At 52.4% G+C, this 18,971-nt stretch carries 17 protein-coding genes; 5 read left to right on the top strand and 12 right to left on the bottom strand.

Translation table 11 applies throughout. The features are described from left to right. Nucleotides 1-118: 118 nt before the first annotated feature. Complete coding sequence (ycgZ, locus tag K6R05_RS08720) at nt 119-361, bottom strand: regulatory protein YcgZ (protein ID WP_161733969.1); 243 nt, start codon at nt 359-361, stop codon at nt 119-121. Between the two features lie 345 nt (nt 362-706). Here ycgZ and K6R05_RS08715 point away from each other — a divergent pair, with 345 nt between their 5' ends. Beyond that, nucleotides 707-1,024, top strand: coding sequence for a hypothetical protein (locus K6R05_RS08715; RefSeq protein WP_161733971.1), 318 nt, complete (start codon nt 707-709; stop codon nt 1,022-1,024). A gap of 22 nt (nt 1,025-1,046) precedes the next feature. On the opposite strand, the gene K6R05_RS08710 is transcribed toward K6R05_RS08715, so the two are convergent. Further along, nucleotides 1,047-1,220, bottom strand: a complete 174-nt coding sequence (locus tag K6R05_RS08710; protein WP_095707117.1) for a YciY family protein — start codon at nt 1,218-1,220, stop codon at nt 1,047-1,049. Between the two features lie 170 nt (nt 1,221-1,390). Between K6R05_RS08710 and cls the strand changes: the two genes are divergently transcribed. After that, the gene (cls, locus tag K6R05_RS08705; RefSeq protein ID WP_013358038.1) at nt 1,391-2,851 is read left to right on the top strand and encodes a cardiolipin synthase; all 1,461 of its coding nucleotides are present in this window, start codon (nt 1,391-1,393) and stop codon (nt 2,849-2,851) included. 45 nt (nt 2,852-2,896) lie between these two features. Then, complete coding sequence (locus tag K6R05_RS08700) at nt 2,897-3,220, top strand: HI1450 family dsDNA-mimic protein (protein ID WP_003853921.1); 324 nt, start codon at nt 2,897-2,899, stop codon at nt 3,218-3,220. Nucleotides 3,221-3,263: 43 nt separating this feature from the next. On the opposite strand, the gene oppF is transcribed toward K6R05_RS08700, so the two are convergent. The 7 genes from oppF to K6R05_RS08665 all read right to left on the bottom strand — a co-directional run bounded on the left by oppF (nt 3,264) and on the right by K6R05_RS08665 (nt 11,872). Beyond that, complete coding sequence (oppF, locus tag K6R05_RS08695; RefSeq protein ID WP_161733973.1) at nt 3,264-4,265, bottom strand: murein tripeptide/oligopeptide ABC transporter ATP binding protein OppF; 1,002 nt, start codon at nt 4,263-4,265, stop codon at nt 3,264-3,266. Beyond that, complete coding sequence (locus K6R05_RS08690) at nt 4,262-5,275, bottom strand: ABC transporter ATP-binding protein (RefSeq protein ID WP_161733975.1); 1,014 nt, start codon at nt 5,273-5,275, stop codon at nt 4,262-4,264. The genes oppF and K6R05_RS08690 overlap by 4 nt, the downstream gene beginning before the upstream one ends. An 11-nt stretch (nt 5,276-5,286) precedes the next feature. Then, on the bottom strand, nt 5,287-6,195 hold the full coding sequence (oppC, locus tag K6R05_RS08685; protein ID WP_161733977.1) for an oligopeptide ABC transporter permease OppC: 909 nt from the start codon (nt 6,193-6,195) through the stop codon (nt 5,287-5,289). 14 nt (nt 6,196-6,209) lie between these two features. After that, complete coding sequence (gene oppB / locus K6R05_RS08680; RefSeq protein ID WP_222925407.1) at nt 6,210-7,130, bottom strand: oligopeptide ABC transporter permease OppB; 921 nt, start codon at nt 7,128-7,130, stop codon at nt 6,210-6,212. Between the two features lie 92 nt (nt 7,131-7,222). Next, nucleotides 7,223-8,863, bottom strand: coding sequence for an oligopeptide ABC transporter substrate-binding protein OppA (gene oppA / locus K6R05_RS08675; protein ID WP_222925406.1), 1,641 nt, complete (start codon nt 8,861-8,863; stop codon nt 7,223-7,225). 154 nt (nt 8,864-9,017) lie between these two features. Then, nucleotides 9,018-10,643, bottom strand: coding sequence for an ABC transporter substrate-binding protein (locus K6R05_RS08670; RefSeq protein WP_222925405.1), 1,626 nt, complete (start codon nt 10,641-10,643; stop codon nt 9,018-9,020). A gap of 581 nt (nt 10,644-11,224) precedes the next feature. Continuing rightward, nucleotides 11,225-11,872, bottom strand: a complete 648-nt coding sequence (locus tag K6R05_RS08665; RefSeq protein WP_161733986.1) for a YchE family NAAT transporter — start codon at nt 11,870-11,872, stop codon at nt 11,225-11,227. 448 nt (nt 11,873-12,320) lie between these two features. Between K6R05_RS08665 and adhE the strand changes: the two genes are divergently transcribed. After that, on the top strand, nt 12,321-15,008 hold the full coding sequence (gene adhE, locus K6R05_RS08660) for a bifunctional acetaldehyde-CoA/alcohol dehydrogenase (RefSeq protein WP_161733988.1): 2,688 nt from the start codon (nt 12,321-12,323) through the stop codon (nt 15,006-15,008). 68 nt (nt 15,009-15,076) lie between these two features. On the opposite strand, the gene tdk is transcribed toward adhE, so the two are convergent. Next, nucleotides 15,077-15,697 carry a thymidine kinase gene (gene tdk, locus K6R05_RS08655; RefSeq protein WP_033783265.1) on the bottom strand — a complete coding sequence of 207 codons (621 nt, stop codon included), beginning with the start codon at nt 15,695-15,697 and terminating at the stop codon, nt 15,077-15,079. Between the two features lie 408 nt (nt 15,698-16,105). On the opposite strand from tdk, the gene hns reads away from it, so the two are divergent. Next, nucleotides 16,106-16,516, top strand: a complete 411-nt coding sequence (gene hns / locus K6R05_RS08650; protein ID WP_161733990.1) for a histone-like nucleoid-structuring protein H-NS — start codon at nt 16,106-16,108, stop codon at nt 16,514-16,516. Between the two features lie 77 nt (nt 16,517-16,593). Here the strand turns inward: hns and K6R05_RS08645 are convergent, their stop codons facing one another. Together K6R05_RS08645 and K6R05_RS08640 are read right to left on the bottom strand one after the other, a co-directional pair. After that, a complete protein-coding gene (locus K6R05_RS08645; protein ID WP_161733992.1) occupies nt 16,594-17,601 on the bottom strand; it encodes an NAD-dependent epimerase in 1,008 nt (335 codons plus the stop codon). A gap of 14 nt (nt 17,602-17,615) precedes the next feature. Continuing rightward, entirely contained in the window at nt 17,616-18,956 is a 1,341-nt protein-coding gene (locus K6R05_RS08640) for a UDP-glucose dehydrogenase family protein (protein ID WP_222925404.1), read from the bottom strand. Nucleotides 18,957-18,971: the final 15 nt, after the last annotated feature.

The raw sequence follows: 18,971 nt of genomic DNA, 5'->3' as shown, positions 1-18,971 counted from the left end.
ACGGCTGAACGCGACGCTCTCCGCCTGACCGTTAAGAGCTTATTTATGGCTAAGCGGGCCTGCTCGTTAAGTTAGCCCGCTTTGTTTTCCCGTCACTCACTGGCATAGTGGCGTTGAATTAACCCCTGTCCAGAATCAGACCAATCAGCGCATGATAGTGCTGCTCTTCTTCCGGGCTGGTGACATGCTGTAAACGGCTGATCAACTTTGAGCAAATCGCTTTACGGTTCAGGCTACGGCCAGAAGCGATGATTTCCGTCACGACAGACCCCAGAATGGCCTGCTGTGAAGGCTGTGCAGCACTGTGTAAATAAGCGGAGAGGTCAGATACTGAAGCGGGAATACGAACGTTAGTCTGCATGGTTGGCCCTCATAGGATTCATTAAAAGTTAGTAACCGATACGGTAAAGTTATACAACAACCCCTTAACTGTACAGATATTTAACTCAAAATTTCGCCGTGCCTGCTGATTAAATGAATAAATCATTTAGGAACAGTGACTTGCAAAAATGTAAAGTTGTACAGGTTTAACGTCAGCGGCTGTACACCTCTTAAATTACACCTTGAGATAGCCTGTTTAGCTTTTAAAAATGATCTCTGTGTCATTTTTTTAGCCGTCGGGAGGAATTATCTGGCAGAGCTGTCTACATTTAGCTTTTGTGAGTTAAACCTCTGAATGGAAGCACAGCGTAATCGCGGGCAAATTATGAATAAAACCTATCCCGGCCAGTCACTTACTCTGATCGAGCCACTGTTATCCCGAATTGTGGCGATTATTGATCCGAAAATCGAAGTCATGAGTGGTTATCCTGCAAACTGCTCTGCATGGCTGACCCTCTATTACCAGCGTAAATCGGGAAAATGGTCTTACGAATGGTACGATCGGACGGGGTATCGCAGACCAGCGGCGCTGGGCAGCACGATGGAGTGCCTCATGCGCGAAGTCAGTGACCGGGGTGCGTCGCGTCAGGAGCATGCTATAGCGCGACGAGTCATGGCAGAGTCGGGATTTTTTGAAGCCTGAGCAGGGCTGCTGCCGATATAACCTAAACTAACTGCGTAATAAACAGGATCGAGCGACGTTGCTGCTGTGCCAGTTGATGGCGAATGCAATGGATACGCTTGTAACGCCGCGACTGCCCTTCCAGCCAGCGGGAGCGGCGGCGATGCACCTGACGTAACATTCTCCAGCGCGCCACTTCATTTCTGCTTCGTTTCATCACATCCTCTCTGACTTCATACATGCAAGACCTGTGCGAAGGCATTATAGAGATCTCCGTCGTAATGCCAAATCAGATCTCTCATCGAGACTGTCCGGGATAAAGGGTTTCGTTAGCGATGATCTGCACGTAAACTTGCCAGACGAAAGCGCGAACGGGATGTCCACTTTATGACCACTTTTTATACCCTGATCAGCTGGTTGCTGGTATTTGGTTACTGGCTGCTGATCGCCGGGGTTACGCTGCGTGTATTAATGAAGCGCCGGGCCGTAACCTCGGCGATGGCATGGCTGCTGGTTATCTATATTCTGCCGCTGGTGGGTATTATCGCTTATCTCTCGTTTGGCGAACTGCATCTGGGCAAACGTCGCGCGGAGCGCGCCCGCACTATGTGGCCGTCGACCGCACGCTGGCTCAACGACCTGAAACAGTGCCGTGAAATTTTTGCCACCGAGCACAGTGACGTTGCCCGTTCACTGTTTGAGCTTTGCTACCATCGTCAGGGCATTGCCGGGGTTAAGGGCAATCAGCTTCAGTTGCTCACCAGCGCCGACGACGTCATGCAGGCGCTGATTCGTGATATCCAGCTGGCCCGTCATAACATTGAGATGGTGTTTTACATCTGGCATCCCGGCGGCCTGGCGGATGAAGTCGCCGAATCGCTAATGGCCGCATCACGCCGTGGCGTTCATTGCCGACTGCTGCTCGACTCCGCAGGCAGCGTCAACTTTTTCCGCAGCCCATGGGTCGGCATGATGCGCAATGCCGGTATCGACGTCGTGGAGGCCTTGCAGGTCAGCCTGCTGCGCGTCTTCCTGCGGCGAATGGATTTGCGTCAGCATCGCAAAATCGTTCTGATTGATAATTACATTGCCTATACCGGCAGCATGAACCTGGTGGATCCACGCTTCTTTAAACAGAGCGCGGGTGTAGGCCAGTGGATTGACCTGATGGCGCGTATGGAAGGCCCGGTTGCGACCGCGATGGGCATTGTGTTCAGCTGTGACTGGGAGATTGAGACCGGTAAACGCATTCTTCCCCCACCGCCCGATCGCAACATCATGCCGTTTGAGCAGGAGAGCGGCCACACCGTGCAGGTGATCGCCTCCGGACCTGGCTTCCCGGAAGATATGATCCATCAGGCGCTGCTGACCGCGGTTTATTCAGCGCGTGAACAGCTGATTATGACCACACCCTACTTAGTGCCCAGCGACGATCTGCTGCATGCTATCTGTACCGCTGCGCAGCGTGGCGTGAGTGTCAGCGTGATTGTGCCGCGCCACAACGACTCCCTGCTGGTCGGCTGGGCCAGCCGCTCCTTCTTCAGCGAACTGCTGGAAGCGGGCGTGAAAATCTATCAGTTTGAAGATGGTCTGCTGCACACTAAAAGCGTGCTGGTCGACGGACAGCTGAGTCTGGTGGGAACCGTTAACCTTGATATGCGCAGTTTATGGCTGAATTTTGAAGTGACGCTGGTGGTGGATGATGCAGGATTTGGCAGCGATCTCGCCTGTGTGCAGGATGACTACATTGCCCGCTCCCGCCTGCTGGACGGTAAGCGCTGGGCAAAACGTGCCTGGTGGCAGCGCATCGTCGAACGACTGTTTTACTTCTTCAGTCCTTTACTGTAAAACGAGCCAGATTGTGTAAATGGCCGCAGGCCGACAGGACAGACTATGGATTTGAATAATCGCCTTACCGAAGATGAAACGCTGGAACAGGCCTACGATATTTTTCTCGAACTGGCCGTCGACAATCTCGACCCGGCAGACGTCATTCTCTTCAATCTGCAGTTCGAAGAGCGCGGTGGCGCAGAGCTGTTTGATCCCTCTGAAGACTGGAAAGACCATGTCGATTTTGATCTGAACCCGGACTTTTTCGCCGAGGTAGTCATCGGGCTGGGTGAAGCGGATGGTGAGCCAATCACTGATGTCTTTGCCCGCGTGCTGCTGTGCCGCGAGAAAGATCACAAGCTCTGTCATATCCTGTGGCGCGAGTAAGCATCAGATAAGAAAACGCCGGGCACGTGCCCGGCGTTTTGCTTTAGAGCGGATCGACCTTGAGGCAAGAGACCGCATGGTGGAAACTGCCTTCCAGCAGCGGCCGGGTTTTCGCACACTCCGGCCCGGCGATCGGACAGCGGGTGCGGAACACGCAGCCTGACGGCGGATTAATCGGCGACGGCAACTCCCCTTCCAGCAGCTGAATCTGCTTATTCTTTTCCAGATCAGGATCGGGGATCGGCACGGCAGACATCAGCGCACGGGTGTAAGGATGCTGCGGATTGCTGTAGACCTCGCTGTAGGTACCCAGCTCCACCGCATGCCCCAGATACATCACCAGCACCCGATCAGAGATATGCTTCACCACAGCCAGGTCGTGGGCAATGAAGATTAGCGACAGCCCCATCTCACGCTGTAACTGTTGCAGCAGATTCACCACCTGCGCCTGAATCGAAACATCCAGCGCCGAGACCGGTTCATCGCAGATGATCAGCTTCGGCTCCAGAATCAGCGCACGGGCGATACCGATACGCTGACACTGACCGCCCGAAAACTCATGCGGGTAGCGGTTAATCAGGTTGGGCAGCAGCCCCACTTTCATCATCATATTTTTGACGCGGTCTTTCACTTCCTGCCGCGCCATTTTTGGATGGTAGGTGCGCAGTGGCTCGGCGATGATATCGCCGATGGTCATACGCGGGTTCAGCGACGCCAGCGGATCCTGGAAAATCATCTGGATATCGCTGCGCGCCTTGCGCCACTCCTCTTCACTCTGACCGAGCAGATCGCGGCCTAACCAGGCCACCCGACCTTCCGTGGCTTTAACCAGACCGATAATGGCGCGTGCCAGTGTCGATTTGCCGCAGCCAGACTCGCCTACCACGCCCAGCGTTTCTCCCTCATAAAGGCGCAGGCTGACGCCATCCACTGCCTTCAGGGTTTTTGACGGCTGCCAGAACCATTGCTTGCCATCTTTGATATCAAAATGGACTTTGAGGTCGGCGATTTCCAGTAACACTCTTTTTTCAGCTACGGTGCTCATACTAACTCCTCCACCGGCTTAAAGCAGGCACGCAGACGGCCTTCGCCAAACGGCTCCAGCGGCGGAGCCTGGGTGCAGATATCCATTGCGTGCGGACAACGCGGCTGGAACGGACAGCCCTGCGGCAGCCGCAGCAGGTTGGGTGGATTGCCCGGAATGGTGGTCAGGCTCTCGCCCTCCGCATCCAGGCGCGGCACTGCATTCAGCAGACCAATTGAGTAAGGGTGCGCAGGCTGATAAAAGACATCGCGAGCGCGGCCATACTCCATGGTGCGTCCGGCATACATCACCAGCACCTTATCGCAGATCCCGGCCACCACGCCGAGATCGTGGGTGATCATGATTATAGCGGTGTTGAATTCACGCTTCAGATCGTTGAGCAACGTCATGATCTGCGCCTGCACCGTCACATCCAGCGCCGTGGTCGGTTCATCGGCAATCAGCAGTTTTGGCCGGCACAGCAGCGCCATGGCAATCATCACGCGCTGACGCATCCCGCCGGAGAACTCATGCGGGTACATCTTCATGCGTTTACGTGCTTCCGGCATTTTCACCGCGTCCAGCATTCTCACTGACTCTTCAAACGCCTGTGCGCTGTTCATCCCTTTGTGTAGCTTGAGCACTTCCATCAGCTGCTCGCCCACCCGCATATAGGGGTTCAGCGACGTCATCGGGTCCTGGAAGATCATTGCAATCTGTTCGGCGCGCAGTTTATTAAGCTGGTTCTCAGGCAGGTTCAGGATCTCTTTGCCGTTGAACATCGCCGAGCCGCCAATGCGGCCATTTTTTGCCAGCAACCCCATCAGGGCAAAGGCCGTCTGTGATTTGCCGGAACCGGACTCGCCAACAATGCCCAGCGTCTCACCGGCGCGCAGCGAGAAGTTGAGGTCATTAACGGCGGTCACATCCCCATCGTGCGTGCCAAAGGTCACGCGTAAATCTTTGACCGTAAGTAGCTGTTCGCTTCCCGCGCGGGCCGCCATTGCTGGCTGAAATTCATGAATAGTCATCGGGAAACTCCTTAACGATCTTTCGGGTCGAGGGCATCACGCAGGCCATCGCCGATAAAGTTGAAACAGAACAGCGTAACCACCAGGAAGCCCGCTGGATAGAGCAGCAGCCAGGGTGAGACTTCCATCGAGTTGGCGCCGTCGCTGAGCAGTGCGCCCCAGCTGCTCAAAGGCTCCTGCGTACCCAGACCGAGGAAGCTCAGGAAGGATTCAAACAGGATCATGCTTGGCACCAGCAGCGAGGCGTAAACCACCACCACGCCCAGCACGTTTGGCACGATGTGGCGCACCACGATTTTCCAGGTTGATACCCCGCCGACATGGGCCGCTTCGATAAACTCTTTACGCTTCAGGCTCAGCGTCTGGCCGCGCACAATACGCGCCATATCCAGCCATGAAACCATGCCGATAGCGGCAAAAATCAGCAGGATATTACGACCAAAGAAGGTCACCAGCAGGATGACGAAGAACATAAACGGGAAGGAGTTAAGGATTTCCAGAATACGCATCATCACCGAGTCCGTTTTGCCGCCGAGATAGCCAGCAATCGAACCATAAAGTGTGCCCACGATCACCGCGATCAGCGCTGAGGCCACACCCACCATCAGGGAGATACGGCCACCAATCGCCACGCGCACCAGCAGGTCACGACCCGATGAGTCAGTGCCGAACCAGTGGCCGGAAGTGGTATCCGGCGGCGAGGACATCATGGCCCAGTCGGTATCGTCGTAGGTGAACTGCGCCATCATCGGCGCAAAGATCACGAACAGGGTAATCACCAGCAGCACCAGCAGGCTGATTAAGGCCGCCCGGTTATGGATAAAACGACGACGCGCGTCCTGCCAGAGACTGCGCCCTTCTACTTCCAGCTTCTCACTGAACGCATCAAGAGCTTCGCTGTTTTTCTTACTTAACATCATGGCGAACTCCGCAATCAGTAACGAATTTTTGGATCGATAACGGCATAGAGCACGTCAACAATCGCGTTGAAGATAATGGTCAGCAAACCGACCAGAATGGTCAGGCTCATCACCAGTGAGTAGTCACGGTTCAGCGCACCGTTCACAAACAGCTGACCGATACCCGGCAGACCATAGATCGACTCAATGACCATCGACCCGGTGATGATGCCGACAAACGCCGGTCCCATGTAGGAGATCACCGGCAGCAAGGCGGGCTTCAGCGCATGACGCAGCACAATGCGGCGCAGCGGCAGGCCTTTGGCGCGCGCGGTGCGGATAAAGTTGGAGTGCATCACTTCAATCATCGATCCACGGGTAATACGCGCGATACTGGCGATATACGCCAGCGACAGCGCCACCATCGGCAGCAGCATGTAGTTCCACTGCCCGCCATTCCAGCCACCGCCCGGCAGCCATTTCAGGCTGATGGCGAACAGCAGGACCAGCAGCGGTGCGACCACGAAACTGGGTATCACCACACCGGTCATTGCCACCCCCATCACCGCGAAGTCCCACAACGTATTTTGTTTGAGCGCAGCGACGACGCCGGCGGTCACGCCCAGCACTATCGCCAGCAGGAACGCGGCCAGACCGAGTTTGGCAGAAACCGGGAACGCATGTGCGACCAGATAGTTGACCGAATAGTCTTTGTATTTAAACGACGGGCCGAAATCGCCGTGCGCCAGCTGCACAAGGTAATCGACATACTGTTTACCAATGGGATCATTGAGGTGGTACTTCGCCTCAATGTTGGCCATGACTTCGGGTGCCAGCGTACGCTCACCGGAAAAAGGACTACCGGGGGCCAGGCGCATCATAAAGAAGGAGATAGTAATCAGGACGAACAGCGTCGGTAGCGCTTCAAGCAAGCGACGCAGGATGAATTTTAACATTGCCGTACCTACCAGGCTGTTGCTTCACAACATATAAAAAATTAAAAAAGGCGGCGCCAGACGCGCCGCCACTGCTGATAGCCTGAATGCTATTAGTGTTTGATGATGTAGAAGTTTTTATCCAGGGTTTTATCCAGTGGATCTTTACCGGTATAACCGCCGACATAAGGTTTCACCAGACGCGTATTTACGTAGTAGTAAACCGGTACGATGGTGCTGTCTTTATCCATGATCTGCTCAGCCTTCTGATAATCCACTGCGCGGGCTTTCGCATCCGGGGCTTTGATCGCGTCACGCACCACTTTGTCAAACTCATCGCTCTTGTAGTGCGATGTGTTACTGCTGCTGTTGGACACCATGGTGTTCAGGAAGGAAGTGGGTTCGTTGTAGTCCGCACACCAGGCCGCACGCGACACATCGTAGTTACCCTGATGACGGGTATCCAGGAAGGTTTTCCACTCCTGGTTTTCCAGCTTGATGTTTACGCCGATGTTTTTCTTCCAGATCGACGAGGCGGCAATCGCGAGCTTCTTGTGCAGATCGGAGGTGTTATACAGCAGGTTAAAGGTCAGCGGTTTGTCAGCGGTGTAGCCCGCTTCAGTCAGCAGCTTCTTCGCTTCGGCATTACGTTTGTCCTGTGACCATGTGAACCAGTCTGGCGGCAGAATGTCCATGCCGTCGGTCGCTGGTGGCGTGTAGCTATAGGCAGGTTTCTGGCCCTGCGCCAGCACTTTATTCACCATGATGTCACGATCCAGACCCAGCTTCAGGGCCGCGCGCACGCGAGGATCGGTGAATGGCGCTTTCTGGTTGTTGATTTCGTAGTAATAGGTGCAGAGATATGGATCGACGTGCAGCTCTTTACCGTTGTCACGCTGCAGCTTTTTAAACAGCTCAATTGGCAGGTTGTTATAGGTCATGTCGCTGCCGTTCTCGGAGAAGTAGCGGTTAACGTCACTGACTTCTGAACTGATCGGCAGGAAGGTGACTTTGTTCAGCACCGTATGTTCATTGTCCCAGTAGTTCGGGTTACGCACCAGGGTGATACGTTCGTTAATCACGTGCGCTTCAAGCTTAAAGGCACCGTTGCCGACCCAGTTCTGCGGCTGCGTCCACTGATCGCCAAATTTCTCAATCGCCGGTTTGTAAACCGGTGACATGACGGAGTTAATCAGCAGCTTATCAAAATAGGGAACCGGCTCGCTCAGGGTGACTTCCAGCGTGTGGTCATCAATAGCTTTTACGCCCAGATCGGTAACTGGTTTTTTACCGGCGATGATGTCATCGACGTTCAGGATATGACCATACTGCGGATAGCTGGCATACGGTGAGGCGGTTTTAGGATCGACCAGACGCTCCCAGCTGTAGACGAAATCCTGCGCGGTGACCGGCTCGCCATTGGACCATTTGGCATTTTTACGTAAGTGGAAAGTCCACACTTTGAAATCTTTATTTTCATAGCTTTCCGCTACGGCCGGGATCGGTTTACCGTTGCTGTCATTGACCAGCAGACCTTCGTAAAGATCGCGCGCCACGTTATCTTCCGGCACGCCTTCGATTTTGTGCGGATCGAGCGACTGTACTTCATCGCCATTGCCGCGAACCAGCTCCTGTTTAGCGGCCAGCTCAACGCCCGCAGGCACGGTTGCCGCGAAAGCCGCATTCCCTGCCAGGGCACTCACTGCGGCAAAAACGCCCGCTGCAATCAGGCTTTTTTTCGTGATGTTGTTCATTATTACACTCCAGTTTTATTATCGTCACCGTGGCGATGCTCCGCCACGGCGTCCCCCGTCTCCGGGCTCCCTGGCCTGTTCCCAGGGAGATTGACCCCAAAATGGTCTGTACGCTGATGCGTGTCCCGACTGTCTCGCCGAAACGGCGATCAGATCAGTGTTGTTTGATGAAATAGTACTTCAGGTCTGTCATGTCCTGCGGGTCTTTGCCCGTAAAGCCGCCAACCCAGGGCTTTACCAGGCGCACACTTACGCGGTAGTAAACTGGCACAATTGGTGAGTCTTTGTCGAGTTGTGTTTCAGCCTGCTGATACAGGTCGACGCGCTGCGCCTCGCTGCCCGCCGTCAACGTTTCCGCCATTAAGCGATCGAAGGTCGCGCTGCTGTAAAACGCGGTGTTGATCGAGGCGTTACTGATCAGCATGTTCAGGAAGGTGGAGGGCTCGTTGTAATCGGCACACCAGGTGGCACGTACCACGTCATACTGGGCCTGATGACGGGTCTCCAGCATGGTTTTCCACTCCTGATTCTGCAGCGTCACCTTCGCGCCCAGATTTTTCTGCCACATCGACGCGGCGGCAATCGCCTGCCGCTTATTTTGATCAGAGGTGTTATAGAGCAGCGTAAAGTTCAGCGGATGGCTGGCATCAAAACCCGCCTCTGCCAGCAGCTTTTTCGCCGCCTCATTACGCTGCGCCTGGGTCCAGGTGAACCATTCAGGCGGGGATAGCTTAATACCAGCCGTGAACGGTGGCGTGAGGCTATAGGCCGGAATCTGTCCCTGAGCCATGATCTTATTGGCAATCACCTCGCGATCGAGGGTCATTTTCAGCGCAGCGCGCACCCGTGCATCGGTGAACGGCGCTTTTTTGTTGTTGATTTCGTAGTAGAAGGTGCAAAGCAGCGGACTGACTTTGACTTCATCACCCAGCTCTTTGCGCAGCTTGCCAAACATCTCTGGCGGTATCGCACTGTTAGTGATATCCGTGCCGCCACTGCGATAGCGATTAATGTCACTGTTTTCAGAAGCGATCGGCAGGAAGGTCCCCTGCTCAATCACCGTATGCGCATTGTCCCAGTAGAGGGGATTACGCGTCACAACGATTTTTTCATTCACCACCCAGTCGCTCAGTGTATAGGCACCGTTACCGATGTAGTGACCGGGACGGGTCCAGGCGTCGCCCCACTGCTTAATGGCTGGCGCATAAACCGGCTTCATCGCCGTGTGCGCTAACATCGCCACCAGGTAAGGCACGGGTTCACTCAGGGTAATCTGCAGGCGATGGGCATCAAGTGCTTTTACGCCCAATTGATCGGGTGATGCTTTACCGGCGAGGATGGCATCAATACCGGCAAAATGAGCTGCCTGCAGATAGCTGGAATATGGCGATGCTGTTTTCGGGTCCACCAGCCGACGCCAGCTATAAACGAAATCAGCGGCCGTCACCGGTTCGCCATTGCTCCACTTTGCATCATCACGCAGAGTAAAAATCCAGACCGTGGGTTGTGGATTTTCCCAGCTTCTGGCGACGCCCGGCACAACCTGACCGCGGTTATCGGTGTTAACCAGGCCATCCAGCAGGTTATGGATAACATTAGATTCCGGCACGCCTTCGGTTTTATGTGGATCCAGCGAAGAGACTTCGCTTCCGTTGTTGATCACTATTTGCTGTTGGGCGGCCAGAACCGTTCCAGGCGGAATGGTGGCGGCATAAGCCGGAGAAAAAGCCGTGAACAAAAAGAGTGCGATTGCTGACCGCTGTTGTTGCAAGTTTTTCATCCCAATCATGCGAAACGCCAACCTTTAATTAAGTATCCCGATAGGCTTAAGCAAAAAGCGTTCTCACTTTGGACTTTCGGAGAAAAAATTTACGCTGGGCCAAAAATTATCAGAAGCCGCGAAGGGGCGCCAAAGCAAAATAGCTAAAATGTTAACTAAGTCTCTTTTATCATGAGATGTCAGGCAGCGAAAGTGTTAATTTTCGTCCTGAAAATATTATATCGATATGAAAAATAGGCTATTTAGCTGGAAACCTGTTTCCAGGGCGTTATGCAGCTACAAAAAGCGTCTGTTTTGGTATTTGTATTGATAAAAAGAGCATCGACGTGATGAAATTCAGGCTGGCCGCTGAAGCCTGGGTATTTATCGGGTTGAGCGGAGATCAGATAGCAGATTATCGTGTGAAAATAGTGACATTATTCTGAGAAAAAAAGTCTGTGAGCAAACCCACAGTAACGGAATTTATAATCGTCTGTTTTTATTAAGCAGGATGAATGACTGCATTACTATGGTGCAATAAATTACCTTACTGCACCAATTCAGGTCACCAATTCGCTTCGCTGCATGAAATAAGTGAGTTTCTAGTTCAGCAAGCCGGGGAAAATCGACTTCATGCCGGTCACAACAAATTCAATACCCAGCGCCATCAGTAACAGGCCCATAATTCGGGTAATGACGTTGATACCGGTCTGCCCAAGAATGCGCACCATTAACGGCGCGGCGCGGAACAGCAGCCAGCAGCAGAAGGCAAAAATAGCAATGGCCAGGGTGAATCCCAGCAGATTGAGCCAGCTGTGGTAGCGGGTACTCCAGACGATGGTTGAGCTGATGGCACCCGGCCCCGCCATGAGTGGCAATGCCAGCGGCACAACCCCCACGCTTTCACGAATCGCCGTTTCTGACTTCTCCTGTTTGTTCTGCTTATCCTCGCCCAGCTTGCCGCTGATCATCGACATGGCAATGGTGACGACCAGAATCCCGCCCGCAATCCGGAAGGAATCAATCGAGATGCCAAACACATGCAGAATCGCATCGCCGAGGAAAAGTGACGTCCAGAGAATAATGGCAACGGCCAGATTAGCTGTAAGGTTGGTTTTGTTACGCTCAGCTACCCCCTGATAACGGGTCATGCTGATGAACACCGGAATAATGCCTACCGGATTGACCAGCGCAAAGAGCCCGACAAAAAATTTTATGTAGCCTGATAGATCTAACAGCGCTGGATTCACAACTCTACTCCGTACCACAGGGGGGAAAACGCGCCTAATGTATGTGAAAACGTGCAGAGACGCCAGATGTGCGCCTGGGTATTTATCCTGATGAACAGCAAAGCAATTAGCGCTTTCCGCCAGAGATTAAAAAGTGGCTGGATTTAGCCACTGCCAGGACGGCTGAGCACAGGAGCACGCTGACTTAACAGGAAAGCACTATAAAGGGCTGCTGAAAGGTGTCAGCTTGCGCTTAAATTGATCTGCATCAAAATTGACCTACCCCAAACCAGGTAATCTTTTCTTAACGGAAGGATAAGAAAGCTCGCTAACGCCAGCAGAAGACTCGTTCAGTAAATATTTGAAAATCCGGGATTTACCTGTCAGCCAGTCACGTTATTTCAGCGTGACTATACTCAGGACGCAGGATTGTTTACTAAAAAAGTTTAACTTCCTTCAGGAGAACACCATGGCCGTAACCAATGTCGCTGAACTCAATGCACTGGTCGAACGTGTAAAAAAAGCCCAGCGTGAATATGCCAACTTTTCTCAACAACAGGTCGACGCCATCTTCCGTGCCGCCGCCCTTGCCGCCGCTGACGCCAGAATCCCGCTAGCCAAGATGGCCGTTGCCGAATCCGGTATGGGCATCGTCGAAGACAAGGTCATTAAAAACCACTTTGCTTCCGAGTATATCTACAACGCCTATAAAGATGAAAAAACCTGTGGTGTATTAGCCACTGACGATACGTTCGGTACGATTACCATCGCCGAGCCGATTGGCCTGATTTGCGGTATCGTCCCGACAACCAACCCAACGTCAACCGCCATCTTTAAAGCATTAATCAGTCTTAAAACCCGTAACGGCATTATCTTTTCGCCACACCCTCGCGCCAAAGATGCGACAAACAAAGCTGCCGATATTGTCTTGCAGGCCGCCATTGCTGCCGGTGCGCCGAAAGACATTATCGGCTGGATCGATGCCCCGTCTGTTGAACTTTCAAACCAGCTGATGCATCACCCTGACATCAACCTGATTCTCGCCACTGGCGGTCCGGGCATGGTGAAAGCAGCATACAGCTCCGGTAAACCGGCGATTGGTGTCGGTGCCGGTAACACGCCGGTAGTGATTGATGAAACCGCCGATGTGAAACGTGCCGTTGCCTCCATTCTGATGTCAAAAACCTTTGATAACGGGGTGATCTGCGCCTCTGAACAATCTGTCATTGTGGTTGATTCAGTTTATGATGCCGTGCGTGAACGTTTCGCCAGCCATGGCGGCTACATGCTGCAGGGTGCTGAACTAAGCGCCGTACAGAATATCATCCTCAAAAACGGCGGTCTGAATGCGGCGATCGTGGGTCAGCCTGCCTTCAAAATTGCAGAGATGGCCGGTCTCACCGTGCCGCCGAGCACCAAGATCCTGATTGGTGAAGTGAAACTGGTGGATGAGTCTGAGCCATTTGCCCACGAAAAACTCTCACCTACCCTCGCAATGTATCGGGCAAAAGATTTCCAGGATGCTGTAGATAAAGCCGAGAAACTGGTCGCCATGGGCGGTATCGGTCACACCTCCTGCCTTTACACCGACCAGGATAACCAGACTGAGCGCGTGCACTACTTCGGCGACAAAATGAAAACCGCGCGTATTCTGATCAACACCCCGGCCTCTCAGGGCGGTATCGGTGACCTCTACAACTTTAAACTGGCGCCGTCTCTGACGCTGGGTTGTGGTTCCTGGGGCGGTAACTCTATTTCAGAGAACGTCGGTCCAAAACACCTGATCAATACCAAAACTGTCGCCAAGCGAGCTGAGAATATGTTGTGGCATAAACTTCCTAAATCCATCTACTTCCGTCGGGGTTCACTGCCAATTGCGCTGGAAGAGGTGGCAACGGACGGCGCGAAACGTGCCTTTATCGTCACTGACCGCTTCCTGTTCAATAACGGTTATGCTGACCAGGTGACCCGCGTGCTGAAATCACACGGCATCGAGACTGAAGTATTCTTCGAAGTTGAAGCTGACCCAACGCTGAGCATCGTACGTAAAGGTGCAGAGCAGATGAACAGCTTTAAACCTGACGTCATCATTGCCCTGGGCGGCGGTTCCCCAATGGATGCCGCGAAAATCATGTGGGTGATGTACGAACATCCCGAAACCCATTTCGAAGAGCTGGCGTTACGTTTCATGGACATCCGTAAACGTATCTACAAGTTCCCAAAAATGGGCGTCAAAGCACGCATGGTTGCCATCACGACTACCTCAGGTACCGGTTCAGAGGTCACACCGTTCGCTGTGGTAACCGACGATGCGACCGGTCAGAAATATCCTCTGGCTGACTATGCATTGACACCAGATATGGCAATTGTCGATGCCAACCTGGTGATGGATATGCCACGTTCACTCTGCGCCTTCGGTGGTCTGGATGCAGTCACCCATGCTCTGGAAGCCTATGTTTCTGTGCTGGCGAATGAATACTCTGATGGTCAGGCGCTGCAGGCACTGAAACTGCTGAAAGAGAACCTGCCGGCCAGCTATGCCGAAGGCGCTAAAAATCCGGTGGCGCGTGAACGCGTACACAATGCCGCAACTATCGCCGGTATTGCGTTTGCCAACGCATTCCTCGGGGTCTGTCACTCAATGGCACACAAACTGGGTTCAGAGTTCCATATCCCACACGGCCTGGCTAATGCCCTGTTAATCTCGAACGTTATTCGCTACAACGCGAATGACAACCCGACTAAACAGACCGCATTCAGCCAGTATGATCGTCCGCAGGCGCGTCGTCGCTACGCAGAGATTGCTGACCACTTAGGTCTGAGCGCACCAGGCGACCGCACCGCGCAGAAAATTGAGAAGCTGCTGGTATGGCTGGACGAGATCAAAACTGAACTCGGTATTCCGACCTCAATCCGCGAAGCCGGTGTGCAGGAAGCGGACTTCCTGGCGAAAGTCGATAAACTGGCCGATGATGCGTTCGATGACCAGTGTACCGGCGCGAACCCACGCTATCCGCTGATTGCTGAGCTGAAACAGATTATGCTCGATACCTACTACGGACGTGAATTTGTCGAACCGTTCTCAAGTGTCGCCGAAGCTGTCTCTGAGCAGCCGGTGAAAGGCGTGAAGGTTGATAAGAAAGTGAAGAAAGTCTGATAGTCCGGTTCTGACTGTCTGATAAAAAAACCCGCCGCGGCGGGTTTTTTATTACCTGAATGATGCGGTTAATTCAGCGGAGTCTGTGCGCCATGAATCGCCTGTAACGACCCCTGCTCTATCGCCTGTTTATAATGCTTACGGCAGACGGAGATATAGCGTTCGTTACCGCCAATGACCACCTGCTCGCCTTCGCTGAAAGGTTTACCCTCGCTATCCAGTCGCAGCACCATGCTCGCCTTGCGGCCACAATGACAAATGGTTTTTAATTCAACCAGCTTGTCAGCCCATGCCAGCAGATACTGACTGCCCACAAACAGTTCACCGCGAAAGTCGGTTCTCAGGCCATAGCAGAGCACCGGAATATCCAGATCGTCTACGACATCAGAGAGTGCTTTAACCTGCTCCCGGGTCAGGAACTGACTCTCATCAACCAGCACACAGTGGATTGGCTGCGCGGCATGCTCGGCGGCAATGTCACTATAGAGTGCGGTTTCAGCATTGTAGAGCATGGCCGGTGACGAAAGTCCGATACGGGAACTCACCTGCCCGGCACCAAACCGGTTATCGATTTCAGCGGTATAGACCAGCGAGCGCATGCCGCGCTCCTGATAGTTATAGGAGGATTGCAGCAGTGCCGTCGATTTCCCTGCATTCATGGCAGAGTAATAAAAATAGAGTTGAGCCATAGGAGCGTATCTTCATCAGGACTTAACGGAATGGCGCGCATATTAACACAAAGTGCAGGTAATACATTGCGGTGTAGCGGTAATTAAAGCGTAACGGCTGACCGGTTATTCATCCTGGTGCATAGCCGGGAGCCGGTTATGTGCGCTTCACGCTGGATAAGTTTTGCTTATTTTACCCGCAACAAAAGGAATGACATTTTTGTTACCACGCTAAATACATTAAATTTATTGCATATCAGACTTGCGGAAACTCTTTTTTTATTTGCCATAACCGTGAATTTTTCACTGTGATTATTTTAATTACTCAGGGAATTATCGTTCTGATATTGTTTTAAGATTGAAGTTATTTAATGTCACCACTACTATTAGCGGGCAACACAACTTTTTCCTTATTCAGAGACCAGGACAATGAGCGAAGCACTAAAAGTTCTTAATAATATCCGTACGCTGCGCGCCCAGGCCAGAGAGTATTCCGTCGAAACACTGGAAGAGATGCTGGAAAAACTGGACGTGGTGGTAAAAGAACGCCGCGAAGAAGAGTCACATTTTCAGGCAGAAAATGAAGAACGCACGCGTAAGCTTAATCAGTATCGTGAAATGCTGCTGGCAGATGGAATCGACCCGAATGAACTGATTAACACGCTGACCGCCACTCACCGGGTTGCGGCAAAAGGTAAACGCTCAGTGCGCCCGGCCAAATATGGTTATACCGATGAAAAAGGCGAGTCCAGAACCTGGACAGGTCAGGGACGGACACCGGCCGTGATTAAAAAAGCGCTGGAAGAACAGGGTAAAACGCTGGACGATTTTTTACTGTAATGCTGACTGCTTCGCTGCTTAAGCGTTAGCCTGCTACCCCAATAAAAAAGGAAGCCGGAGCTTCCTTTTTCTTTTAATCAGACGCGGTAGAAATCGCGATACCAGTCAACGAAATTTTTAACGCCCTCTTCGACCCCGGTCTGCGGTTTAAAACCAATGGCCTTATACAGCGCTTCGGTATCCGCACTGGTTTCCAGCACATCACCGGGCTGCATTGGCATCAGGTTTTTCTTCGCCGTAATCCCCAACGCTTTCTCAATCGCTTCGATATAGTTCATCAAGGTAACCGGCTGACTGTTACCAATATTATAAACCCGATAAGGCGCAGAGCTGGTTGCAGGTGAACCGGTTTCAACAGTCCAGTTATCATCCTGCTGCGGAATAACATCCTGCAGACGTACAATCGCTTCAGCAATATCGTCAATATAGGTAAAGTCGCGTTTCATCTGGCCCTGGTTATAAACATCTATCGCTTCACCTGCAATCATTGCCCGGGTGAACTTAAAGAGTGCCATATCAGGACGGCCCCAGGGACCGTAAACGGTAAAGAAGCGCAATCCGGTCGTCGGCAGCTGATAAAGATGCGAGTAAGTGTGCGACATTAACTCGTTAGCTTTTTTAGTCGCCGCATATAAAGAAACCGGATGATCAACGCTATCTTCGGTTGAGAACGGCATTTTGCGATTCAGGCCATAAACTGAACTGGATGAGGCATAGAGCAGATGTTCAATTTTATGATGACGACAGCCTTCAAGGATATTGAGGTGACCGATCAGATTCGAGTCTGCGTAGGCATGGGGATTTTCAATGGAGTACCTGACGCCAGCCTGAGCGCCAAGGTGAATAACTCGCTGGAATGTGTGCTGGTCGAACAGTGACGCCATTGCGTCACGGTCCGCCAGATCCATCTCAATAAATGTAAAACCAGAATCGGCTTTAATTAAATTGAGACGGGCATGCTTGAGATTTACGTCGTAATAATCATTCAGGTTGTCGATACCGACAACCTGGTGACCGGCGGCCAGCAGACGCTGACTGACATGAAAACCAATAAAGCCTGCGGCGCCGGTGACCAGAAAGTTCATAAATCCCTCGTTAATTATGCAGTTTGAATAGACGCTCCGCGGCCGATTGCATAATAAACGAAACCGCGTTTGCTGATACGCTCTGGATCATACAGGTTACGACCATCAAAAATCACGGCTTCTTTCAGTGCATTTTTGATAACGTCGAAGTCAGGCGCACGGAAATTTTGCCACTCCGTACAGATGACCAGACCGTCTGCGCCCTGCAGTGCGGCTTCTTTGGTACCCATCAGCTTCAGATCGCTGCGGTGACCATAGATGCGCTGCGCTTCATCCATTGCTTCAGGGTCAAACGCCTGAACAGATGCGCCCGCTTCCCACAGCGTTTCCATCAGCACACGACTGGAGGCTTCACGCATATCGTCAGTGTTCGGCTTAAATGACAGACCCCAGAGTGCAAACGTCTTACCTTTCAGATCGTCACCAAAATGACGCTTGATAAAGGTAGGCAGCTTGTTTTTCTGGTTGTCATTCACATCTTCCACCGCCTGCAAAAGACGTGGCTGATAGCCAATGGACTCAGCGGTACGGATTAACGCCTGCACATCTTTCGGGAAGCAGGAGCCGCCGTAGCCACAGCCAGGATAGATAAAGTGATAGCCAATGCGGGGATCAGAACCGATACCCTGACGTACTTTCTCAATATCCGCACCTAAACGTTCAGCCAGGTTAGACATCTCGTTCATAAAGCTGATTTTGGTTGCCAGCATGCAGTTTGCGGCATACTTGGTCAGCTCCGCGCTGCGGATATCCATCATGATCATGCGATCGTGATTACGGTTAAACGGCTCATAGAGCTCGCGTAACAGTTCTACCACGTCGTCGTTGTCAGTACCGACAACAATACGCTCCGGACGCATACAGTCATTAACTGCTGCACCCTCTTTCAGGAATTCCGGGTTTGAAACCACATCGAAGGTGATGTTGGCGTCACGCGCTTTCAGCGCTTCCGTCATTACTGCACGAACTTTGTCTGCTGTGCCAACCGGAACGGTTGATTTGTCGATAACCACCTTGTGATCGTTCATATGCTGCGCAATAGTGCGCGCTACGGCGGTCACATATTTCAGATCGGCAGAGCCGTCTTCATCCGGTGGAGTACCGACTGCAATAAACTGCATAACACCATGGTTTACGCCCTGCTCAGCATCGGTGCTGAACTTAAGACGACCCGCTTCGTAATTGGACATTACCAGCGGTGTTAAACCTGGTTCGAAAATAGGAATGATGCCTTTTTTCAGATTTTCGACTTTATTAGCGTCGACATCAATGCAGAGAACGTCATGTCCGACTTCGGCTAACACCGCAGCCTGAACCAGACCGACATAGCCGATACCAAATACAGTGACTTTCATCGAGTTATCCTGTGT

Origin of the sequence: Pantoea alfalfae, from assembly GCF_019880205.1 — a bacterium.
GTDB lineage: Bacteria > Pseudomonadota > Gammaproteobacteria > Enterobacterales > Enterobacteriaceae > Pantoea > Pantoea alfalfae.
Note: the sequence above shows the minus strand (reverse complement) of the source record. Positions and strands in the feature narration are given on the sequence as shown.